At 66.1% G+C, this 19,694-nt stretch carries 20 protein-coding genes; 8 read left to right on the forward strand and 12 right to left on the reverse strand.

The window, feature by feature from the left end:
* The 7 genes from nagA (at position 1) to ASC93_RS09975 (ending at position 7,426) form a co-directional block, all read left to right on the forward strand.
* A complete protein-coding gene (gene nagA / locus ASC93_RS09945; RefSeq protein WP_157201835.1) occupies positions 1 to 1,110 on the forward strand; it encodes an N-acetylglucosamine-6-phosphate deacetylase in 1,110 nt (369 codons plus the stop codon).
* Complete coding sequence (locus ASC93_RS09950; protein WP_200958298.1) at positions 1,103 to 2,113, forward strand: SIS domain-containing protein; 1,011 nt, start codon at positions 1,103 to 1,105, stop codon at positions 2,111 to 2,113. Before nagA ends, ASC93_RS09950 begins: the two co-directional genes overlap by 8 nt.
* Before the next feature lie 23 nt (positions 2,114 to 2,136).
* Positions 2,137 to 3,621, forward strand: a complete 1,485-nt coding sequence (locus ASC93_RS09955) for a glycoside hydrolase family 3 N-terminal domain-containing protein (protein ID WP_056440624.1) — start codon at positions 2,137 to 2,139, stop codon at positions 3,619 to 3,621.
* 192 nt (positions 3,622 to 3,813) lie between these two features.
* Positions 3,814 to 5,112 (forward strand): tetratricopeptide repeat protein, encoded by a 1,299-nt coding sequence (locus tag ASC93_RS09960; RefSeq protein WP_056440626.1) that lies wholly within the window; start codon positions 3,814 to 3,816, stop codon positions 5,110 to 5,112.
* Positions 5,113 to 5,251: 139 nt separating this feature from the next.
* Positions 5,252 to 6,319 (forward strand): flavodoxin family protein, encoded by a 1,068-nt coding sequence (locus ASC93_RS09965; protein WP_056440628.1) that lies wholly within the window; start codon positions 5,252 to 5,254, stop codon positions 6,317 to 6,319.
* Positions 6,320 to 6,383: 64 nt separating this feature from the next.
* The gene (locus ASC93_RS09970) at positions 6,384 to 7,124 is read left to right on the forward strand and encodes a GntR family transcriptional regulator (RefSeq protein ID WP_056440630.1); all 741 of its coding nucleotides are present in this window, start codon (positions 6,384 to 6,386) and stop codon (positions 7,122 to 7,124) included.
* A 23-nt stretch (positions 7,125 to 7,147) separates the two neighbouring features.
* On the forward strand, positions 7,148 to 7,426 hold the full coding sequence (locus tag ASC93_RS09975; RefSeq protein ID WP_307188982.1) for a hypothetical protein: 279 nt from the start codon (positions 7,148 to 7,150) through the stop codon (positions 7,424 to 7,426).
* A 4-nt stretch (positions 7,427 to 7,430) separates the two neighbouring features.
* Here the strand turns inward: ASC93_RS09975 and ASC93_RS09980 are convergent, their stop codons facing one another.
* From ASC93_RS09980 to rpsP, 10 genes are all read right to left on the reverse strand, one after another.
* On the reverse strand, positions 7,431 to 8,213 hold the full coding sequence (locus ASC93_RS09980) for an SDR family oxidoreductase (protein WP_056440693.1): 783 nt from the start codon (positions 8,211 to 8,213) through the stop codon (positions 7,431 to 7,433).
* Between the two features lie 150 nt (positions 8,214 to 8,363).
* Positions 8,364 to 11,108 carry a pitrilysin family protein gene (locus tag ASC93_RS09985; protein WP_056440631.1) on the reverse strand — a complete coding sequence of 915 codons (2,745 nt, stop codon included), beginning with the start codon at positions 11,106 to 11,108 and terminating at the stop codon, positions 8,364 to 8,366.
* A gap of 70 nt (positions 11,109 to 11,178) precedes the next feature.
* A complete protein-coding gene (locus ASC93_RS09990; RefSeq protein ID WP_056440694.1) occupies positions 11,179 to 11,628 on the reverse strand; it encodes a CBS domain-containing protein in 450 nt (149 codons plus the stop codon).
* Between the two features lie 81 nt (positions 11,629 to 11,709).
* On the reverse strand, positions 11,710 to 12,051 hold the full coding sequence (locus ASC93_RS09995; RefSeq protein ID WP_056440633.1) for a DUF3579 domain-containing protein: 342 nt from the start codon (positions 12,049 to 12,051) through the stop codon (positions 11,710 to 11,712).
* A 138-nt stretch (positions 12,052 to 12,189) separates the two neighbouring features.
* Positions 12,190 to 13,149 (reverse strand): CobD/CbiB family protein, encoded by a 960-nt coding sequence (locus ASC93_RS10000; RefSeq protein ID WP_056440635.1) that lies wholly within the window; start codon positions 13,147 to 13,149, stop codon positions 12,190 to 12,192.
* Positions 13,150 to 13,226: 77 nt separating this feature from the next.
* Entirely contained in the window at positions 13,227 to 13,892 is a 666-nt protein-coding gene (locus ASC93_RS10005; RefSeq protein WP_056440695.1) for a CoA pyrophosphatase, read from the reverse strand.
* 59 nt (positions 13,893 to 13,951) lie between these two features.
* Entirely contained in the window at positions 13,952 to 14,335 is a 384-nt protein-coding gene (gene rplS, locus ASC93_RS10010) for a 50S ribosomal protein L19 (protein ID WP_056440636.1), read from the reverse strand.
* 100 nt (positions 14,336 to 14,435) lie between these two features.
* A complete protein-coding gene (gene trmD / locus ASC93_RS10015; protein WP_056440638.1) occupies positions 14,436 to 15,197 on the reverse strand; it encodes a tRNA (guanosine(37)-N1)-methyltransferase TrmD in 762 nt (253 codons plus the stop codon).
* Positions 15,198 to 15,223: 26 nt separating this feature from the next.
* Positions 15,224 to 15,754: a ribosome maturation factor RimM gene (gene rimM, locus ASC93_RS10020; RefSeq protein WP_229412668.1), complete on the reverse strand. Its 531-nt coding sequence runs from the start codon at positions 15,752 to 15,754 to the stop codon at positions 15,224 to 15,226.
* A 70-nt stretch (positions 15,755 to 15,824) separates the two neighbouring features.
* Positions 15,825 to 16,073, reverse strand: a complete 249-nt coding sequence (gene rpsP, locus ASC93_RS10025) for a 30S ribosomal protein S16 (protein ID WP_056440640.1) — start codon at positions 16,071 to 16,073, stop codon at positions 15,825 to 15,827.
* Between the two features lie 323 nt (positions 16,074 to 16,396).
* Here rpsP and ASC93_RS10030 point away from each other — a divergent pair, with 323 nt between their 5' ends.
* Positions 16,397 to 16,810 (forward strand): TM2 domain-containing protein, encoded by a 414-nt coding sequence (locus ASC93_RS10030; protein ID WP_056440641.1) that lies wholly within the window; start codon positions 16,397 to 16,399, stop codon positions 16,808 to 16,810.
* Between the two features lie 34 nt (positions 16,811 to 16,844).
* Here ASC93_RS10030 and ASC93_RS30600 read toward each other — a convergent pair whose 3' ends face one another.
* Both ASC93_RS30600 and ASC93_RS10040 read right to left on the reverse strand, forming a co-directional pair.
* Positions 16,845 to 17,585 carry a hypothetical protein gene (locus ASC93_RS30600; RefSeq protein WP_056440643.1) on the reverse strand — a complete coding sequence of 247 codons (741 nt, stop codon included), beginning with the start codon at positions 17,583 to 17,585 and terminating at the stop codon, positions 16,845 to 16,847.
* Between the two features lie 215 nt (positions 17,586 to 17,800).
* Positions 17,801 to 19,591 carry an acyl-CoA dehydrogenase gene (locus tag ASC93_RS10040; RefSeq protein WP_056440645.1) on the reverse strand — a complete coding sequence of 597 codons (1,791 nt, stop codon included), beginning with the start codon at positions 19,589 to 19,591 and terminating at the stop codon, positions 17,801 to 17,803.
* Positions 19,592 to 19,694: the final 103 nt, after the last annotated feature.

The raw sequence follows: 19,694 nt of genomic DNA on the forward strand, positions 1-19,694 counted from the left end.
ATGCAAGGCAATATCCTGACCCCGGACGGCTGGATCCGCGGCCGCCTCCACATCGGGGACGGCGCCGCGACGATCGCCGCCATCGACGGCGAGGCGGCCGATCCGGCATCCAATCCGGACGACTATATCCTCCCCGGCTTCATCGACCTGCACGTGCACGGCGGCGCCGGGCGCGACATGATGGAAGGCGGCGACGCCCCGCACGTGATCGCGCGCCTGCACGCCCGGCACGGCACGACGAGCCTGCTGGCCACGACGATGACCGCGCCGCTGGACGACATCGACCGCGCGCTCGCCGCGATCGGCGGCGCGTGCGAACAGCGCGGCAAGGGCGAGGCCCGCATCCTCGGCGTGCACCTGGAGGGGCCGTACATCAACTCCGGCAAACTGGGGGCGCAACCGCCGTTCGCACGCGAAGCAAGCATGGCGGAGGTCGAGCGTTTCAACGCGCAGGCGCCGCTGCGCCTCATCACCGTGGCGCCCGAAGTCGACGGCCACCTGGCCCTCGTGCGCCAGATGGCCGACGCCGGCATCCGCGTCCAGATCGGCCACACGAACGGCAACTACGACGACGGCGTGCGCGCGCTGGAACACGGCGCGGCCGGCTTCACCCACCTGTTCAACGCGATGCCGGGCCTGCACCACCGCGACCCCGGCATGGTCGGCGCGGCGCTCGCGCATGCGCAGTACGCCGAGATCATTCCCGACCTGCTGCACGTGCACCCCGGCGCCATCAAGACCGCGCTGCGCTGCATCCCGCACCTCTACTGCGTGACGGATTCCACGGCCGCCGCCGGCATGCCGGACGGCCAGTACATGCTGGGCCGCCAGGTCGTCCACAAATGCATGGGCGGCGTGCGCCTCGCGGACGGCACGCTGGCCGGCAGCACGCTCACGATGGACCAGGCGCTGCGCAACCTGGTATCCATCGGCCTCGATCTCGCCGACGCCGCCCGCCGCGTGTCGACCAACGCCGCCGACTACCTGGGCGAGACGCGCCGCGGCCGCATCGCGCCGGGCTGCTTCGCCGACCTGGTCGTCCTCGACCGCAACCTGAACCTGAAAACCGTTTATATCGAAGGAGAGCCCCGTGACCTCGCTGATGCTTGAAGAAGCCGTATCCGCGGCCGACTGCGTCGCCCTGCAGTTGTCGAACGACGCCGAGCGCTACGCGGCCCTGGGCCATCACCTGCGCAGCGCGCCCTTCCACAACGCGGTGACGGTGGCGCGCGGCAGTTCGGACCATGCGTCGGGCTACCTCGCCTACCTGATCATGGCGCGCATGGGCCGCCTGGTGACGTCGCTGCCGATGTCGCTCCTCACCCTGTACAAGGCGCCGCTGCAGGCGGCCGGCACGCTCGCGGTGTCGATCTCGCAGTCCGGCCAGAGCCCGGACGTGGTGGAACCGATGCGCTACTTCCGCGCCGGCGGCGCGACGACGGTGGCGCTCGTGAACGACATCGATTCGCCGCTCGCGCACGAAGCCGAATGGGCGCTGCCGCTGCGCGCCGGGAAGGAGCACAGCGTCGCCGCGACGAAGAGCTTCATCACGAGCCTGACGGCCGGCGCGCGCCTCGTGGCCGAGTGGCAGCAGGACGACGAACTGAAAGCCGGCCTCGCCGCGCTGCCGGACGCGTTGCGCCAGGCCGCGCACACCGACTGGTCGGCCGCGCTGGGCGTGCTGGCCCCGGCGCGCAACATCATGGTCGTGGGCCGCGGCATCAGCTTCCCCATCGCGCTGGAAGCGGCGCTGAAATTCAAGGAGACGTCCGCGCTGCAGGCCGAGGCGTTCTCCGGCGCCGAGATCAAGCACGGCCCGATGGCATTGATCGACGACGGCTATCCGCTGCTGATCTTCGCCACGCGCGGCCCCACGCAGGCGGGCCTCGTCGCGCTTGCCGACGAGATGCGCGGCCGCGGCGCGCGCGTGCTGCTCGCCGCGCCGACGGACGTGCCGTCGCGCGACCTCGACCTGCCCGTCGCGAGCTGCCCGGACCTCGACCCGATCGTCGCGATCAACGCGTTCTACGTGATGGCGGCGCACCTGGCGAAGGCGCGCGGGCTCGATCCGGACAAGCCGCGCCACCTGAACAAAGTCACGAAGACGCACTGACCCACCGACACGCTGACACACCGATGCACACGAACGATTTGCGCCGACTGGCCGGCCGGCTGATCATGATCCGGCTGTTCGGCACGGCACTCGATGCCGATACGGCCGACTTCATCCGCGCCAACCGCATCCGCGGCGCGTGCCTGTTCCGCCAGAACATGGTCGATGCCGCCCAACTGACACGCTTCACCGACGACCTTAAAGACGCGATGGGCGAGGAAGCGCTGATCGCGCTCGACCAGGAAGGCGGCGCCGTCGTGCGCGCGCTGTGGGTGCCGCCGCCGCCGTCCGCGATGGCGCTGGGCGCCGCCGGCGACGCGGCCCTCGCGCGCGACGTGGGCGCGGCCGTGGCGCGGGCGATCCGCGCGCTCGGCTTCAACTGGAACTTCGCGCCCGTGCTGGACCTGAACAACAATCCGCAGAACCCGGTCATCGCCGAGCGCTCGTTCGGCGCCGATCCGGCGCAGGCGACCAGGCTGGCGCTCGCGTGGATGGCCGGAAGCGAGAGCGAAGGCGTGGCCTGCTGCGTCAAGCACTTCCCCGGCCACGGCGACACGCACGTCGACTCGCACCGCGACCTGCCCACGGTGAACAAACCCTTGGCGGAACTGGAGCGCTTCGAATTCGCGCCGTTCCGCACGGCGGCACCGCACGCACCCGCCGTGATGACGGCGCACATCGTCTACCCCGCCCTCGACGCGGACCATCCGGCCACGATGTCGCGCGCGATCCTGCACGACCTGCTGCGCGCGCAATGGGGTTATGAAGGCGTGATCATCACGGACGGCATGGACATGCATGCGATCGCGCACCGCTACGGCGCCGGCGAGGCCGCCGTGAACGCGCTGGTAGCCGGCGCCGACATGGTGATGGCAATCGGCAGCCGCGCCACGCAGGAAGAGACCATAGCCGCCATCGCCGCCGCCATCGCGGACGGCCGCCTGCCGCTGAACGAGGTGCACGCGCGGCTGGCCCGCCTGGACGGCCTCGCGCACGCGCATCCGGCAGCGGCCGTGCCTTACGCCACGGAGGACGCGGACCGCGCGCTGATGGCGCAAGCCTGGCGCCGGGCACTGACGGCGCGCGGCAATCCGCACAGGCCCGTGCCGCAGGCCAGGGTGCGCCTGGTGGCGCGCCAGGACGTCGTCAGCGACGGCGTGTCGGAAGCGGGCGTGCCGGCCGGCGCCATCGCGGCGATGCTGCAAGAGCTGTTCGACGTCGACCTCGTGACGTTCGCGGACGCCGAAGCCTTCGACTGGAACGCCCTGCCGGACGACGGACGCTTCACGATCCTCGCGTCGACCTCGCGCCGCCGCTACGGCCCGCACGCCCGCGCCACGTGGGCGCCGGACCTGCATCTCGCGCTGTGGAATCCGTACCAGGCGCTCGACTTCGCGGCGCCCGCGCTGCTGACGTACGGCTTCGCGCCGCCCGCGCTGGACGCCGTGCAGGCGTGGCTGGCCGGCGCCGCCGAAGCGCCCGGCCACTGCCCCGTGCCGGGCTTTTGACGGTGCGGGGTAACGCATTGTAACGAGGCCGCGCGCACCCGCACGGCTCGGGCACAATTGTCACACCCATCAGCAGTTTGTGGGAGAATGCACGCTTTGTCCGAGTTCGGCACCAGGCACCGTCGGCGTATGTATGCAGAGCAACCAGCGGTGCAACCTTATCGTCATTAAAGAGTAAGAGAGGATTTTTCAATGTCCCAATTCCGTTTTGCCCGCCTCGCCCTGCTGCTGGGCGCCCTCGGCCTGAATGCCGCGCCGGCCCTGACGCACAACGCGTCGGCGCAGGACAAGAACGCGCCGGCTGCCCAGCCGAAGCCGGACACGGTCCGCCCGGAACTGTACAAGCTGCTCGACCCGGCCCAGATCAAGCCGCTGATGGACGCGAAGAACTACACCGAGGTGCAGAACCGCATCACGCAAGCGGAAGCGTTCCCCGACAAGACCCCGTACGAAACCTATGTGCTGAACCGCATGAAGCTGTCGCTCGGTACGTCGACCGGCAACGACAAGATGGCGATGGACGCGCTGGAAGCGATCCTGGCCTCGGGCAAGCTGTCGGAGGCGGACAAGCCGAACTTCATTCAGGCGCTGGCGACCTACTACTACAACGCCAAGAACTACCCGAAGGCGATCGAGCTGTACAAGCAGATCCAGGCGTCCGGCAAGGCGTCGGACCAGATCAACTCGGCGCTGATCCGCGCCTACTACCTGAGCGGCGACTACGCGTCGGCGCTGAAGGCGCAGGAGCCGGTGCTGCAGGCCGCGGAACAGGCCGGCAAGACGCCGACGGTGGAAGACCTGCGCCTGTACGCGTCCGCCGCGAACAAGGTCAAGGATGACGCGGCCTACCTGCGCGGCCTGGAAAAACTGGTCGCCTACTATCCGAACGACGATTACTGGACCGACCTGATCCACCGCGGCATCGTGCGCAAGCCGGGCTTCGCCGACACCAGCATCCCGGACGTGCTGCGCCTGGAATTCGCGGCCGTCAAGCAGATGTCGGGCGACGCCTATACGGAACTGGCCGAGCTGGCCCTGAAGGACGGCTTCCCGACCGAGGCGAAGAAAGTCGTCGACGCCGGCTTCGCGGCCGGCGTGCTGGGTACGGGCAGCGGCGCCGCCAAGGACCGCCAGCTGCGCGACCGCGCCACCAAGGAAGCCGCGAGCGACGCCAAGAACATCGCGGCGGGCGAAGCGGGCGCCAACAAGGCCAAGACCGGTGCTGGCCTCGTCAACCTGGGCTGGGCCTACGCGACGATGGACCAGTACGACAAGGGCATCGGCTTCATCCAGCAGGGTATCGCCAAGGGCGGCCTGAAGTCGCCGGACGAAGCGAAGCTGCGCCTGGGCATGGCCTATGCGAAAGCCGGCCAGAAAGACAAGGCCATCGCCACCTTCCAGGAAGTGAAAGCCGGCGGCGGCCTGGCGGACACCGCCAAGTACTGGATCCTGCTGCTGAACCATCCGAGCGGCGCGGCGGCAGCCAAGTAATTCCCGGCGGGGCCAGCCCCGTGGACGAGGCGGCGCGGACTCACGTTCGCGCCGCTTTTTTTCGTCTGTGTGAATCAGCGTACGGGCACAGCCGGCCCGGCGGCGGATAATCGCCGCACCACTTTCCGAAAGGCCGGCCATGAGCACCGTACGCAAGGGACAGGCGCCCGCGAAGCTGAACCGCAACGAATTCCACCTCGTCTTCGCGCGCGACTTCTACGACCCCGCCTACCAGGCCGTGGCGCGGGAACTGGCTGCCGTCGAGGAAGTCGCGTGGCAGAACTACATCGGCTCGCACAAGGCGCCCGTCACCGTCAAGGCGGGCCCCGGTTTCGCCGACCCCGACTACGACCTGTCGGTCGAATGGAAAGAAACGCACGACCGCCTGCGCGCGGCCGAGGCGCGCCAGAAGGACCCGGCGACGCCGAGCCGCATCCTGCTGATCAACGGCGCGGCCCGCAACGACGGCAGCTGCCCGGGCGAGGTCTCGAAGACGTGGCGCCTCGCGAAGCTGTGCGAGGAGACGCTCGCGGCGGAAGGCGTGGAGACCGACCTGCTCGACCTGTCGCGCATCATCTCCGACTACGACCGCCACATCCATCCGTGCAAGGCCTGCGTGTCGACGGCCATGCCGCTGTGCCACTGGCCCTGCAGCTGCTATCCGAATCATTCGCTGAACCAGGAGAACGACTGGATGAACGAGATCTACGAGCGCTGGGTCCAGGCGCACGGGATCATCATCGTCACGCCCGTCTACTGGTATCAGTCGCCGTCGATACTGAAGCTGATGATCGACCGCCTCGTGTGCGCGGACGGCGGCAATCCCGACCCGACGTCCACCCACGGCAAGGATGCGGAAAAAGCCAAGGCCCTCGAGACAGACTGGTCCTATCCGAAACACCTGGCCGGCCGCGTCTACGGCGTCGCCGTGCATGGCGACGTGGCCGGCATCGAAGGCACGCGGCGCTCGCTCTCCGACTGGCTCGACTGGATGGGCCTGATCGACGCGGGCCCCGTGGCCCAGCTCGACCGCTACGTCGGGTATTACGAATCGTATGCGGACAGCCATGACACGCTGGACCGGGACACGGCCTTCCAGGAAGAGGTGCGCAACGTGGCGCGCGCCGTGTCCGCCGGCGTCACGGCCGTGCGCTCGGGCAAGCTGCTGCAGCCTGACCGCAAGCTGGCCAATCCGCGGCCCAAGTAGGAGGCCGGCAGGCGGTCTTTTTTTGGTATCATCGAGGCTTCGTCCGTCCTGTCGACCTTCCCGCATGTCCCACCTCGCGCAGTTGATGCACCAGCTCTCCGCCACCAGCAACCTGCCGCTCTACCAGCAATTGCAGCGCGCCCTGCGCGACGCGATCGACCGCGGCGTCTACGGCCCGGCGGAAGCCCTGCCGGCCGAGCGCCAGCTCGCCGCCGAACTGGACATCTCGCGCATCACCGTGCGCAAGGCCATCGACGGCCTCGTCGAGGAAGGCCTGCTCGTGCGCCGCGCGGGTTCGGGCAATTTCATCAACACGCGCATCGAAAAGAATTTCGCCAAGCTGACGTCGTTTTCGGAAGACATGCGCTCGCGCGGACGCACGCCGCGCAGCGTGTGGCTCAAGCGTTCGGCGGGGACGGTGACGCCGGAGGAAGCGCTGCGCCTGCGCCTGTCGCCGGGCGCCGCCGTCTACCGCTTCAACCGCATCCGCTACGCCGACGATATGCCGATGTGCCTGGAATACGCGACGATCGCGGCCTCCGCCCTGCCCTCGCTGGACGCGGTGGACGTCTCGATGTACGAAGCGCTGGAAGCGAACGGCAAGCGCCCCGTGCGCGCCCTGCAGCGCCTGTCCGCCCTGCTGCTGAACGCCGAACAGGCGAAGCTGCTGCAATCGAAGGAAGGCGATGCGGGCCTGTGCGTGGAGCGGCTGGGCTTTTTGCCGGACGGGCAGGCGGTGGAATTCTGCCGCTCGTACTTCCGCGGCGACATGTACGACTTCGTGGCCGAGCTGAGCGCCGGCTGATACAACCCATTCAAAGAACCACCATGACCGAACTGACCTACGAAGCCTACCTGGACGAAGTCACCACGCTGCTGACCGAACTCTACGACCTGGACGACGCCACCGCCATCAAGCTCGTCGTCGACGCGCAGTCCGCCGAGTATTTTTCGCCGCATGACGATCATCCGGCGATGCGGACGCTCACGCGTGCGCGCGAGGATGCCGTCGCGTTGTACAAGGCGCGCCAGGCGCGCGTCGATACCCAGGCAAAGCAGCAGCGCGCCGCGCGCCGGAAGACCCCGCCGCGCAACGGCCGCGGGTAGGCGCTCAGATTGCCGTCAGGCCGCCATCGATCGCGAGCTGGTGGCCGGTCACGAACGACGCCTGCTCCGAGCACAACCACAGCGCCGCATTGGCGATCTCGGCCGGATCGGCGATACGGCCCATCGGGTGCGCCGACTTCAGCTTCTTGTCACGCCCCGGCTCGCGCTCGAGCATGCGCGCCAGCATCGGCGTCTTGACTGCGCCCGGGCAGATGCTGTTGATGCGGATACTGTCCTTGGCATATTCCACGGCCGCGCTCTTGGTCAGGCCGACGACGGCGTGCTTGGACGCCGAGTAGATCGCGCGGTGCGGTGCCGCGACGAGGCCGCCGGCATCGGCGATGTTGACGATCACGCCGCCGCCTTCCTGCTTCAGCATCTGGCGCAGCTGGCTCTTCATGCACAGCCAGACGCCCTTGACGTTGACGCTCATGATGCGGTCGAACTGGTCGTCGTCGCCCTCGGCCAGCGGCAGGTATTCTTCCTCGACGGCGGCGCCGTTGACGGCGCAGTCGATGCGGCCGTAATGGCCGACCGCCTTGTCGATCAGGGCCTCGACGTCCGCCGGGACCGTGACATTGGCTTTAACAAACAGCGCCTTGCCGCCCGCTTCGACGATCAGGGCCGCGGTCATGTGGCCGCCGTCGACCGACGTGTCGGCGATGACGACGCAGGCGCCCGCGCGCCCGAATGCCAGCGCCGTCGCGCGGCCGATGCCGCTGGCGCCTCCGGTTACCAGCACAACCTTGCCGGCATACGAAATGCCACTCGGTGTCTGCTTGGTCATGCCCTTCATCATGCTTCCTTTTCAATAGCTTGACGCAATCTTTGCTTCCTACAAGCAATACTGCGTTAAGGCAACATGATAGCGCCCGTGCCGGGCATTGACCAAGTTTCTCGACACTTCGGCCGGATAATGAACGACCGAGTGTTGCAATCAGGGTGCAGGTTTCACTTTTGCCTTGTCTCCAGCCATGACGACGGACATTTTCGCGGGGTCGACCGCCTTGCGGAACGCCGCGTTCAGTTGGGGCAACGTGACGGCCATCAGGTGTTTTTCGAACTCGGCCGACCATGCGTACGTACGGCCTCGGTACATGTACGCGGTCCAGCCGGCCGCCAGTGCGCCGTCGTCGGCACGATTCTGGATGCGTTGTTGCATCAGACCCGACTTGGCGCCTGCGAGTTCCGCGTCCGTGAAGCCATCCTTGAGCACGCGCGCGAGTTCTTCGCGTACGGCGGCGTCGACCTTGGCGAGGTTTTGCGGCGCGGCGATGGCGTTGATCGCGAACATGCCGGCACGGTCGAGGTCGCCGGCCGCCAGGTTCGAGCCGACGCCATAGGACAGGCCGTCTTTCTGGCGGATGCGGTCCATCAGGCGCGACCGCAGCCCGCCGCCGCCGAAGATGTAGTCGGCCAGCATGAGGGCCGGGTAATCCGGGTCGTCGACGTTCAGGTCGAGGTTGATCCGCGCCGTGTAATAGCCGTTTTCCTTGTCGGGCGTATTGAGGAATTCGTGGATCGGCGCGATGTCGCCATTCTTGCGCAGCACGGGCGCCACGTGCATCGGGGCTTTCCACCGCCCGAACAACTGGTCGATGAGCGGCACGACGGCCTGGGCATCGAAATCGCCGACGATGGACATTTCCGCCGGCACGGTGCCGTAATAATCGTGGTGGAAAGCCTTGACCTGGTCCAGCGTGGCGCCCTTGAGGTCGGCAAGATCTTCATCGTACGTCGTTTCGTGGCGAATATCGCCCTTGGGATAGATGTCGAAATGCTCATTCAGCGCGCGCGACGCCACGCTGGTCGGCTCGCTGCGGCTGGCCTGCAGCCCGACGATCGCTTGCTGGCGCAATTGCTCGAATTCGTTGGCCGGGAAGCTGGGTTCGCGCAGCACGTGGGCGACGAGTTTCAGGGCTTCCGGCAGGTTTTCGCGCGTCGTCTGGAAATGCGTGACGCTGCCGGAAATCTTGAGCTTGTCGAACGCGTCGGCCAGGTGCACGCGGTCGTACTTCGTCGTGCCGCGCATCAGCATCGCGGACGTCAGGCCGGGCAGCGCGCCCTTGCCGAACAGGTTCTGCTCGTCGCCGACGTGCTGGCGCAGGTCGACGGTGACCGTCTGGCCGCGATTCTTCTTGGGCAGCAACGCCAGCTTCACGCCGCCGGCCGTCGTCAGCGTGGTGCGCTTCATGATGTTGGCCTGGCTGGGATCGAAATCCTCGGCGCTCAGCGTGGATGCCTTCGGCTTGAAATCCTTCAACAGGCTTTGCACGCTGGGCGCGGGCGGGATCACGGCGCGCTGCGGATTATCGTCCGGGATGAATTCGCCCGTCACGCGGTTGTCGCGCTTGAAATAGCGGCCCGCTGCTGCCGCGATCTGTTCCGACGTAATCTTGTCGATGCGGTCGCGGCCGACGAAGAACAGGCGCCAGTCGCCCAGCGCGATGACTTCCGACAAGGCGAGGCCCACCTGCTGCGGGTCGTTCAGGCTGCGCTCGAATTCATTCAGGAAGCTGCGTTTGGTGCGTTCCATTTCTTCCGGCGTCGGCGGGTTCTTGGCGAACTCTTCCACGGCCTGCGTGAGCGCGGCGCGCACGGGTTCGAGCGGCGCGTCTTTCTTGACGACCGCGCCGAAGAATTGCAGGCCGGGCGCATAGCCCGTCTGGCCATAGGCGAACACCTGGCTCGCCTTGCCGGTCTCCACGAGCAGCTTGTGCAGGCGGCCCGTCGGCGCGTCGCCGAGGATGGTCGATGCGAAACTCAGCGCGTCGCTGTCGTCGTGCAGGCCGGACGGCACCTTGTAGCCGAGCGCGACGATCTGCACGTCGCCCTGGCGCCGCACGGTGAAGGTGCGGTCGCCGTCCTGCGTGGGTTCGACGGTCCAGAATTCCGGCAGCGTGCGCTTGGGTTTCGGAACCGCGCCGAACAGGCGGTTGATCGACAACAAAGTCTTCGCGGGATCGAACTTGCCCGCCACGAGCAGCACGGCGTTATCGGGCTGGTAATACGTGTGATAAAAATTCTGCAGATTCGTGATCTTGACGTTCTCGATGTCGCTCTTGTTGCCGATCGTGGACCGTCCATACGCATGCCAGTCGTACGCCACGCTCTGCATGCGCTTCATGAGGACGGCACCCGGCGAATTCTCGCCGTTCTCATACTCGTTGCGCACGACCGTCATCTCCGAATCGAGATCCTTCTTGGCGATATTGGAATGCGTCATGCGGTCCGCTTCCATGCCCAGCGCCCAGTTCAGGTTGTCGTCCGACGCCTGGAACACTTCGTAATAATTGGTGCGGTCGAGCGACGTCGTGCCGTTGAACTGCATGCCGCGGTCCTGGAACTGGCGCGTGATGTCCGGATGTTTGGGGCTGCCCTTGAACATCAGGTGTTCGAGCAGGTGGGCCATACCGGTCTCGCCATAATTCTCGTGGCGCGAGCCGACGAGGTACGTGACGTTGACGGTCACGGTCGGACGCGAGGAGTCGGGGAACAGCAGGACTTTCAGCCCGTTCGGCAGGCGGTATTCCGTGATGCCCTCGACGGAGGGGCCTTGCACAACGCCCTTGGGCAGGTCGAACGCCCAGGCGCTGCCCGTCGCGATGAAGGCGAGGCCGCCAACGACGGCATAAGTCGTCAAACATGCGGCCGCGCCGCGCTGGAAAAACGTCGAGCTCATAGTACTCCGTCTGTAAGAACCATTGTCCGTGGGACATGGTAACAGACGGGGACTTAGGCGAGCCTTACCCTCATTGCCGCGTACGCCGTTCGTGCTGTTGCTGGTAGGGGCTGATGCGGGCGAGGTCTTCCATTTCCTCGGCCAGGAAGCCGAGCAGGTCGTCGGCGCTGACGATGCCGACGAGGCGCCCGCCCTCGCCCACCACCGGCACCCGGCGGATGCCGCGCAGGCGCATGCGTTCGATGGTATTGGTGACGTCGTCGTGCTCGTCGGCGGTGAGCAGGTCGTCCGTCATGATGTCGCCCACCTGCAATCCGCCCGGATCGAGGCCGAGGGCGACGACGGAGACGACGATGTCGCGGTCCGTGACGATGCCGGCCGGCGTGGGGACGCTGTCCGCGGCGTCGACGACGACGATGTCGCCCACGTGATGTTTGCGCATGAGAAAGGCCGCGCCCTGCACGCTTTCGTCGCGCGCGCAGAATACGGTGTCGACCGTGCAGAGTTTTCCGACTTCCATGGCCAGCTCCAACGTCAGATGCTTACGCTATCCTTGGAGCATAGTGCAGGTTGGCGATAAATCAAACCCGCGCGGCGTCGATCAGGATGCTTTGTTTTCTGCCGGGGGAACGAAGCACGCCTCGACGACTTGCAGGTCGTTGTCTTTGGCGAAATTGCACACGAAGTGGTAGGCCAGCGGTTCGATGCTTTTGAGGGCATTGTTCACGACGACAGCCTTGACGCCGTTGACGACGGTCGGGTGCACGTACGGCGAAAACTTGAGGTGGGCGTTCGGTCCGCCGCTTCCGGCCGGCCGGAAGCACGACATGACGCCGCACAGACGTTCGGCCCAGTCACTCGGGCGGAACTGCCTGCCCTTACTTGTCACGCCGAGAATGAAGAATTCGTCGGCGCCTTTCCCGGTTTGCGGTGAGTCGGCCATAGTGCGGCTTCTGAAACAAAGGCGTGGATGAGAACAACCCGACTATTATATCTTATAGAAGACCTGCGGACGAGCCCCGCGTGCCGATCCGGTCGACCGGCACGATGACGGGCGCAACATCTTGCGGCCCGATGAAGGTCAGCCGAGCAGGACAGCGCCCGACAGCAGCAGCAGGAGCAGCATCCATAATAACAGTGCGCGCCACACCAGGCCGACCGTGCTTTGCAGTGCGCGCACGTTCGGCTCGTCGCCGGGCAGCATGTCGTCCTCGCTGGCCGACAGGTCGACCGCCGCCGCGTCGGCTGGCATCACGCGCGGCGCGTTCTCGGCCGGGCTGCCGAGGCGCACGCCCATGGCGCCGCCGCCCGCGGCCAGGATGATGCCTTTCGATTCGTCCGTCCACCGGTCGGCGAAATTGCGCCACGCATAGATCGCGTCCTCGAAATTGCCGACGACGGCGAACGCGATGGCCGTCAGGCGCACGGGCACCCAGTCGATCCAGTAGAACGCGCGGGCGGCGAATTCGCCGAACGCCTCGTTGCGCATATGGTCCGGTTCGTTCCATGCGCGCGCGAGGTATTCGGACACGCGGTACATGACGGCGCAGGCCGGGCCGAGCGGCATCAGGAACCAGAAGAACACGCCGAACACGTTGCGGTGCGTCGTGATGAGGGATTTTTCGACCGCGATGCGGGCGATTTCCGTCGCATCCATGCCGACCGTGTCGATCCTGGCCCATTCGCCCAGCAGCGTGCGCGCCGTGGCCTCGTCGCCCGCGTTGAGCGCGAACTGGATCGACGTGAAGTAATGGCTGTAATGGCGGAAGCCGAGCGTGAGATAGACGATCAGCACGTTCCAGGCGAACGCGGCGAACACGAGGCGGTAATACAGGAGGGCGCCGTAGATCACGGCCGTCGGCAGCATCAGGACCGCCATCATCAGGAACCAGCCCAACCGGCCATGGCTGGCCTGGCCGGCATTGAACCAGCCCTCGATCCGCATGGCCAGGCGCTTGATCTCGGCGTAGATCTGGTTATCTGCGCGCAGCGGCTTCAGCTGTTCGATGAGCAGCGCGCACAGGATGGAAAAGAATGTCATGCACGGTCCTTTGTCGTTGTTGCCTTACTTCACTGCCCGCTACGATAGCGCAGAGACCGGCGAGAGTCCATTCCCCATCAGGCGCGTAACAAATGAAACAGATTGCGCAGCATACCCGCCGTCGCGCCCCAGATGAAGAAGCGCTCGTAAGGCATCGCATAAAAACTGCGCCGGCCGCCGCCGTCGGGCAGGTCGAACGACATGCGCTGGTGGTTCATGCCATCCATCAGGAACTGCAAGGGCACTTCAAAAATGGCGGCCACTTCGTTCGATTCGGCGACCAGGTCGAACGGCGGCGTGACGAGGCCCACCACGGGCGTGACGACATAGGCCGAAGCGGTGACATGGTCGGGCAGCACGCCGATGATTTCCACGTGGCGGCGCCCGAGGCCGATCTCTTCCTCCGACTCGCGCAGGGCCGTCTCGATGGGCGAGGAGTCGCCCTCGTCCGTGCGGCCGCCGGGAAAGCTGACCTGGCCCGCATGGTTGGTCAAGTGTTCAGTGCGCTGGGTCAACAACACCGTCAGGCCGTCGGGCCGGCGCACGATGGGTATCAGCACGGCCGCGCGCCGCAGCGCCGGGAAACGCAGGCGCAAGTCCTCGGGCAATTCCGGCGCCCACAGCGGCGGATGGGCAAGGCGCTCGCGCAGCCAGGCGACATCCATGCGCTCGGCCGCCAGGGCGGGCTCGCCGGCGATCGCGTCGACGGGCAGACGCTTGGGATCGATATGCAGTGTTGCCAAGGCTTTCTCCAAAAAGAAAAGGCATCCAAATGGATGCCTTTTCCTCACCACAGACGCTATTACTTCGCAGCAGTCGTAGCGGCTTTGCGGGTCGGCAGTTTCTCTTTGATACGTGCCGATTTGCCCGAACGCTCGCGCAGGTAGTACAGCTTCGCACGACGCACGTCGCCGCGGCGTTTCACTTCGATCGAAGCGATCAGCGGCGAGTACAGCTGGAACGTACGCTCCACGCCTTCGCCCGACGAGATCTTGCGAACGATGAAGTTCGAGTTCAGGCCGCGGTTACGACGCGAAATCACGACGCCTTCGTATGCCTGGGCGCGCTTGCGGTTGCCTTCGACGACGTTGACGCTGACGACGACGGTGTCGCCCGGTGCGAAATCAGGGATGTTGCGGCCGAGGCGCGCAATCTCTTCTTGCTCGAGTTGCTGGATCAGATCCATTTGTAGACTCCTTATACCATCTTGCCGGCGCGTTCGGTGCCCGGTAGAGGATGGGGTTAAACACGGGGGTACCCATGCAGGCACCGATTGGTGCCCGCCTTTATTCCGCGACCTTTTCCAAGGTTGCGAGAAACTGCTCATCGGCCTTCGTCAGCAGACCGGCGCCACGCGCCTTGTCCAGCAGATCCGGCCGTTTCTTCGCGGTCGCCTCCAGCATACGCTGGCGGCGCCACTTCATGATCTCGGCGTGATTTCCGCCCATCAGCACGGGCGGCACGGCCTCGCCTTCGTAGACTTCCGGACGCGTGTAATGCGGCGAATCCAGGAGGCCGTTCACAAAACTGTCTTCGACCGCCGATGCACCGTCGCCCAGCACACCGGGCAGTTGCCGCACCACGGCATCCATCAGGGCCATCGCCGGCAATTCGCCGCCGGACAGCACGAAATCGCCGAGCGAGATTTCCTCGTCGACGACGCGGTCCAGCAGGCGCTGGTCGACCGCTTCGTAGCGTCCGCACAGCACCACGAGGCCGGGCTCGTTCTTCAGGCCCATCACGCGTTCGTGCGTCAGCGGCTTGCCTTGCGGCGACATGAATACGACGCGCGGCGCCGGGAGACCCATATCGACCTGGCGCTGCTTCGCCGCGCCGATCGTCGCTTCGAGCGGTCTGGCCAGCATCACCATGCCAGGGCCGCCGCCATACGGGCGGTCGTCCACGGTGCGGTGGCGATCTTGCGTGAAATCGCGCGGATTCCAGATCGCGAGGTTCCACAAGCCCTGCTCGTGCGCGCGCCGGGTCACGCCCGACTGCGTCAATGCGGCAAACATTTCAGGAAACAAGCTCACGACGTCAAACTGCATCGGGACCTCGCTTCAGGTGGACGGGATCAATAATCCAGGCCCCAGTCCAGGGTAATCAGTCTGGCTTGCAGATCGACCGTCTTGACGTACTGGTCCACGAACGGCACCAGCCGCTCCGGCGCCTTGGCGTCGGGAGCGGCGCTCGGATCGGACTCGGGCGTGATGCGCAGAATGGACTGCGCGCCATTGTGCATCATATCGGTGACCTTGCCGAGCGCTTCGCCCTGCAGGTTGACCGTATCCAAGCCGATCAGGTCGGTCCAGTAATACTCGTCTTCCGGAAGCTCCGGAAAATCCGCACGCGACACCTGGACCGTGGCGCCCTTCAGCGCCTCGGCCATCTCGCGGTCGTCGACGTCGGCCAGCGTGGCCGTCACGTCGCCGCTGTGATACTTGGCATTCCGCACTTTGACGGTATGCAGCGACGGCTTGTCGATCCACCAGGTTTTGACGCTCAGCAGCGCATCCGCATCCATCGAATGCGGCGTGACGCGCACGCCACCGCGGAGCCCGTAGGCGCCGGCAATGTAGCCGACCTGGATCAGGTCGTCAGGCACTTGCGTCCCGGCTTGCGCCGGGGTCGATGCCGAATGTGCTGCCGAATCGGTCAAACCGTACAACCTTGAATTAGGCTGCAGCCTTTTGCGACGAGATCAGGCGGGCAACGGTCGGGGACAGTTGTGCGCCAACGCCTTGCCAGTACGACAGGCGATCTGCGGTGATGTTCAGGCCGACTTCCTTGCCCGAAGCCATCGGGTTGTAGTAACCGATGCGCTCGATGAAACGGCCGTCGCGGCGATTGCGCGAGTCGGTTGCAACGATGTTGTAGAACGGGCGCTTTTTGGCACCACCACGAGCTAAACGAATAACGACCATAATATTTCCAAAAGTGTGCTGGACGGAGAAAGCCGACGATTATAGCGCGCTACACCGTGCATCAGCAAGCGTTTATATAATGGAACGTCAAAAACCTGCCGCGGGCTCGCGACGGTTTTTGAGGTTCCGTTAAACAACCAAGAACGCTGGGCGCGCTGTCCCGGCCGAATCCAAGATTATCGCCTATTTTGCGACGCTCCGCCACTATCCCGCCCTGCCGGCTTCCCGGGCGCCGCCTCGTGCGCCGGCGCGCGACCACGAAAGCGCGTGCTACGCATCCCGTTTTGGACGATACTGATGGCTTTCCTTTCAACAATAACGCGATGCCGCAGCATAAGAACAAGACTTTCGCCACCGCCCTCGCCTTCCTGCTCGGCGGGCTCGGCGCGCACCGTTTCTACCTCAAGGGCAGCGTCGACCGCATCGGCCTGCTGCACCTCTGCAGCGTCCCGGCGGCCGGCCTCGTGTACGGGATCGGGCACGCGCCCAATCCGTTCTATGTGCTGCTGCCCCTCATCGTGTCCTGGATCGCCGGGTTCGTCGAAGCCCTGGTCTTCGGTCTCATGCCGGACGAGAAATGGGACGCCCGCTACAACGCCGGCTCCGGGCGCACGTCGCATTCGCACTGGTTCGTGATCCTGCTGGTCGTGATTACGATGCTGGTCGGCACGACGGCACTCATCGCCACCATCTCGCGCCTGTTCGACCTGCTCTACACGGGCGGCGCATACGGCTGACCGCGCCGCGCCGGCATCACAAACCGCTCGTATATCACAAACCGCTCGTATTCCAGTTATACCGGGGCACCTGCGTGGGCGGCGTGCCCGTCACGACCACGATTTCACGGTGCGCATCCAGCGTGATGGCGGACGGATCGGCCGTGACGCGCGTGACCTTTTCCTTGTCGACGACGTAATAGGTCGGCTTGCCCGGCAGGCCGGCCACGGACGTGGCGCTCAACGGTTGCCCCCACAGCGCGAAGAACTGGCCCAGCGTGAAGACCTTGGGCACGTCCGTCTCGATGTGCATGACGCCCGAGCCATCGTGCGTGTGCATCTCGTACGCGCACCCGCTGCCGCGGCCGATCGACTCCGGCAACGCGAGCCGCACGCCATCCTGGTAGACCGACAGCAGCGCGTGGACGTGGTAGTTCTCGTTCTTCGCGCAGCCGACGCCGTCGACGATGGCCGTCCCCGAGTGGCTCCATGCGGGCCAGTGCGGCCGGCTGAAGGTCACCGTGGCTGAAATCTCGGTATAGCCAGGTGCCAGCACGATGTCGGGCGGCGGCGCGGGATCGGTGGGCGGAGGCGGCGCCGGCGTGGGTGCAGGGGTCGGCGCCGGCGTCGGGGCCGGCGTGGGCGCGGGCGTGGGGCTCGGGCTCGGCGCCGCCGGCGGATCGGCGGCCGTCGTCGTGGAGGCGGGATCGCTGCCGCCCCCGCAGGCGGCGAGCGCACACAGTACCGCGCAGGCCGCGGCAATCGGTAACACCGTATCAGGCTTCATGGAAAACATGGGCGCTCCTTGGTTGGCCATGCACCGCGAAACACATCCGTGGGTGCGACAGATCGATTCTAGGAGCACCAACTACCCATTACGCATGACGGGCGTCAAACACCTGGCGCCGGTCGGCAGCGCACAACAAATCGCCGGCCGAACGCCATCGCGGCCGCGCAGCGCCCAAAAAAAAAGCGGCCCGCAGGCCGCTTTCGAAGGGTCCGGCGCGAGCGTCAGAACTGGTCGGCGTCCAGCGCCAGCACGCCCGCGCTGCCGTCCACGATCGCATGACGCAGGCCGTCCGCCTGCGCCAGGACATGGTCGGCGAAGAAGCGCGCGGTGGCGATCTTGGCGCGGTAGAACGCCGCGTCGCCGGCGCCGTCCTCCAGCTTTTGGCGCGCGACCAGGGCCGCACGCGCCATCTGCCAGCCGCCCAGCACGATGCCGGCCAGTTTCAGGTACAGGACGCTTCCCGCGAACACGCCGCGCACGTCGGACTTCGCATTCGCCACCACGTAGTCGATGACGGTTTCCAGCGCCGCGCTGCCGGCCACCAGCTGCGTGCGGATTGCGGCGAGGTCGGCATCTTGCGCCTCGCCCAGCTGCGCCTCGGTCGCGCGGACCTGGGCCAGGATGGACTTCGCCACGGCGCCGCCGTCGCGCACGGTCTTGCGGCCCACGAGGTCGTTGGCCTGGATCGCCGTCGTGCCTTCGTAGATCGTCAGGATCTTGGCGTCGCGGTAGTGCTGGGCGGCGCCCGTCTCTTCGATGAAGCCCATGCCGCCATGCACCTGCACGCCGTCGCGCGCGACGTTCTCGCTCATCTCCGTCGACCAGCCCTTGATCACCGGCACGAGGTATTCGTACACGGCCAGGCTGGCCTTGCGGGCCGCTTCATCCGGATGGCTGTGCGCCAGGTCGGACAGGCCGGCGCCGACGTAGGCGAGCGCGCGCGCCGCTTCCGTCTGCGCGCGCATGGACATCAGCATGCGGCGCACGTCCGGGTGGTGGATGATGGCGACAGGACCCGCGGAGCCTTCGACGGCGCGCGACTGGACGCGCTCCTTCGCGAACGCGACGGCCTGCTGGTAGGCGCGTTCGGCGAGGCCGATGCCCTGCATGCCGACGCCGAAGCGGGCCGCGTTCATCATGATGAACATGTATTCGAGGCCGCGGTTTTCTTCGCCGACCAGCGTGCCGATCGCGCCGCCATGGTCGCCGAACTGCAGCACGGCGGTCGGGCTCGCCTTGATCCCCAGTTTGTGCTCGATCGAGACGCAGTGCACGTCGTTGCGTTCGCCCAGCGAGCCATCGTCGTTCACGTGGAATTTGGGGACGATGAACAGCGAGATGCCCTTCACGCCCGCGGGCGCATCCGGCGTGCGCGCCAGCACGAGGTGGATGATGTTCTCCGCCATGTCGTGCTCGCCGTAGGTGATGAATATCTTGGTGCCGAAGATCTTGTACGTGCCGTCGCCCTGCGGCACGGCGCGCGTGCGCACGGCGGCGAGGTCGGAACCGGCCTGCGGCTCCGTCAGGTTCATGGTGCCGGTCCATTTGCCGCTGATCAGCGGCTCGATGAAGCGCGTCTTCTGTTCGTCGGTGCCGGCGGTCAGCAGCGCCTCGATGGCGCCGTCGGTCAGGAGGCCGACGAGCGCGAACGCGATGTTCGCGCTATTGAGCATTTCGATGCACGGCGTGGCGACGAGCTTGGGCAGGCCCTGGCCTCCGAATTCGGCGGGATGCTGCACGCCCTGCCAGCCGGCGTCCGCGAAGCTCCTGAACGCTTCCTTGAAGCCTTTCGACGTCGTGACCTGGCCGTCGTGCCAGTAGCTCGGCTCCTTGTCGCCAGGGTGGTTCAACGGGGCGACGACGCCGCCGCAGAATTTCGCGTTTTCTTCCAGCACGGCTTCGACGGTGTCGGGCGTCGCGTCTTCGCAGCCGGGCAGCCGGTTGATCTCGGACAGGTCGGCCAGTTCGTTCATCACGAACAGCATGTCTTTCAGGGGGGCGTTGTAGGTCACCGCGGTCTCCTCGTTTTCTCTCGTTTACGTAAACGTCAACCGCCGAGCGCAAAAAAGGCGGGAACCCAAATACTCAGCGCCGCCAGCAATGGCAAGCGCCGGT

This window comes from Massilia sp. Root335 (assembly GCF_001425685.1).
GTDB lineage: Bacteria > Pseudomonadota > Gammaproteobacteria > Burkholderiales > Burkholderiaceae_D > Telluria > Telluria luteola.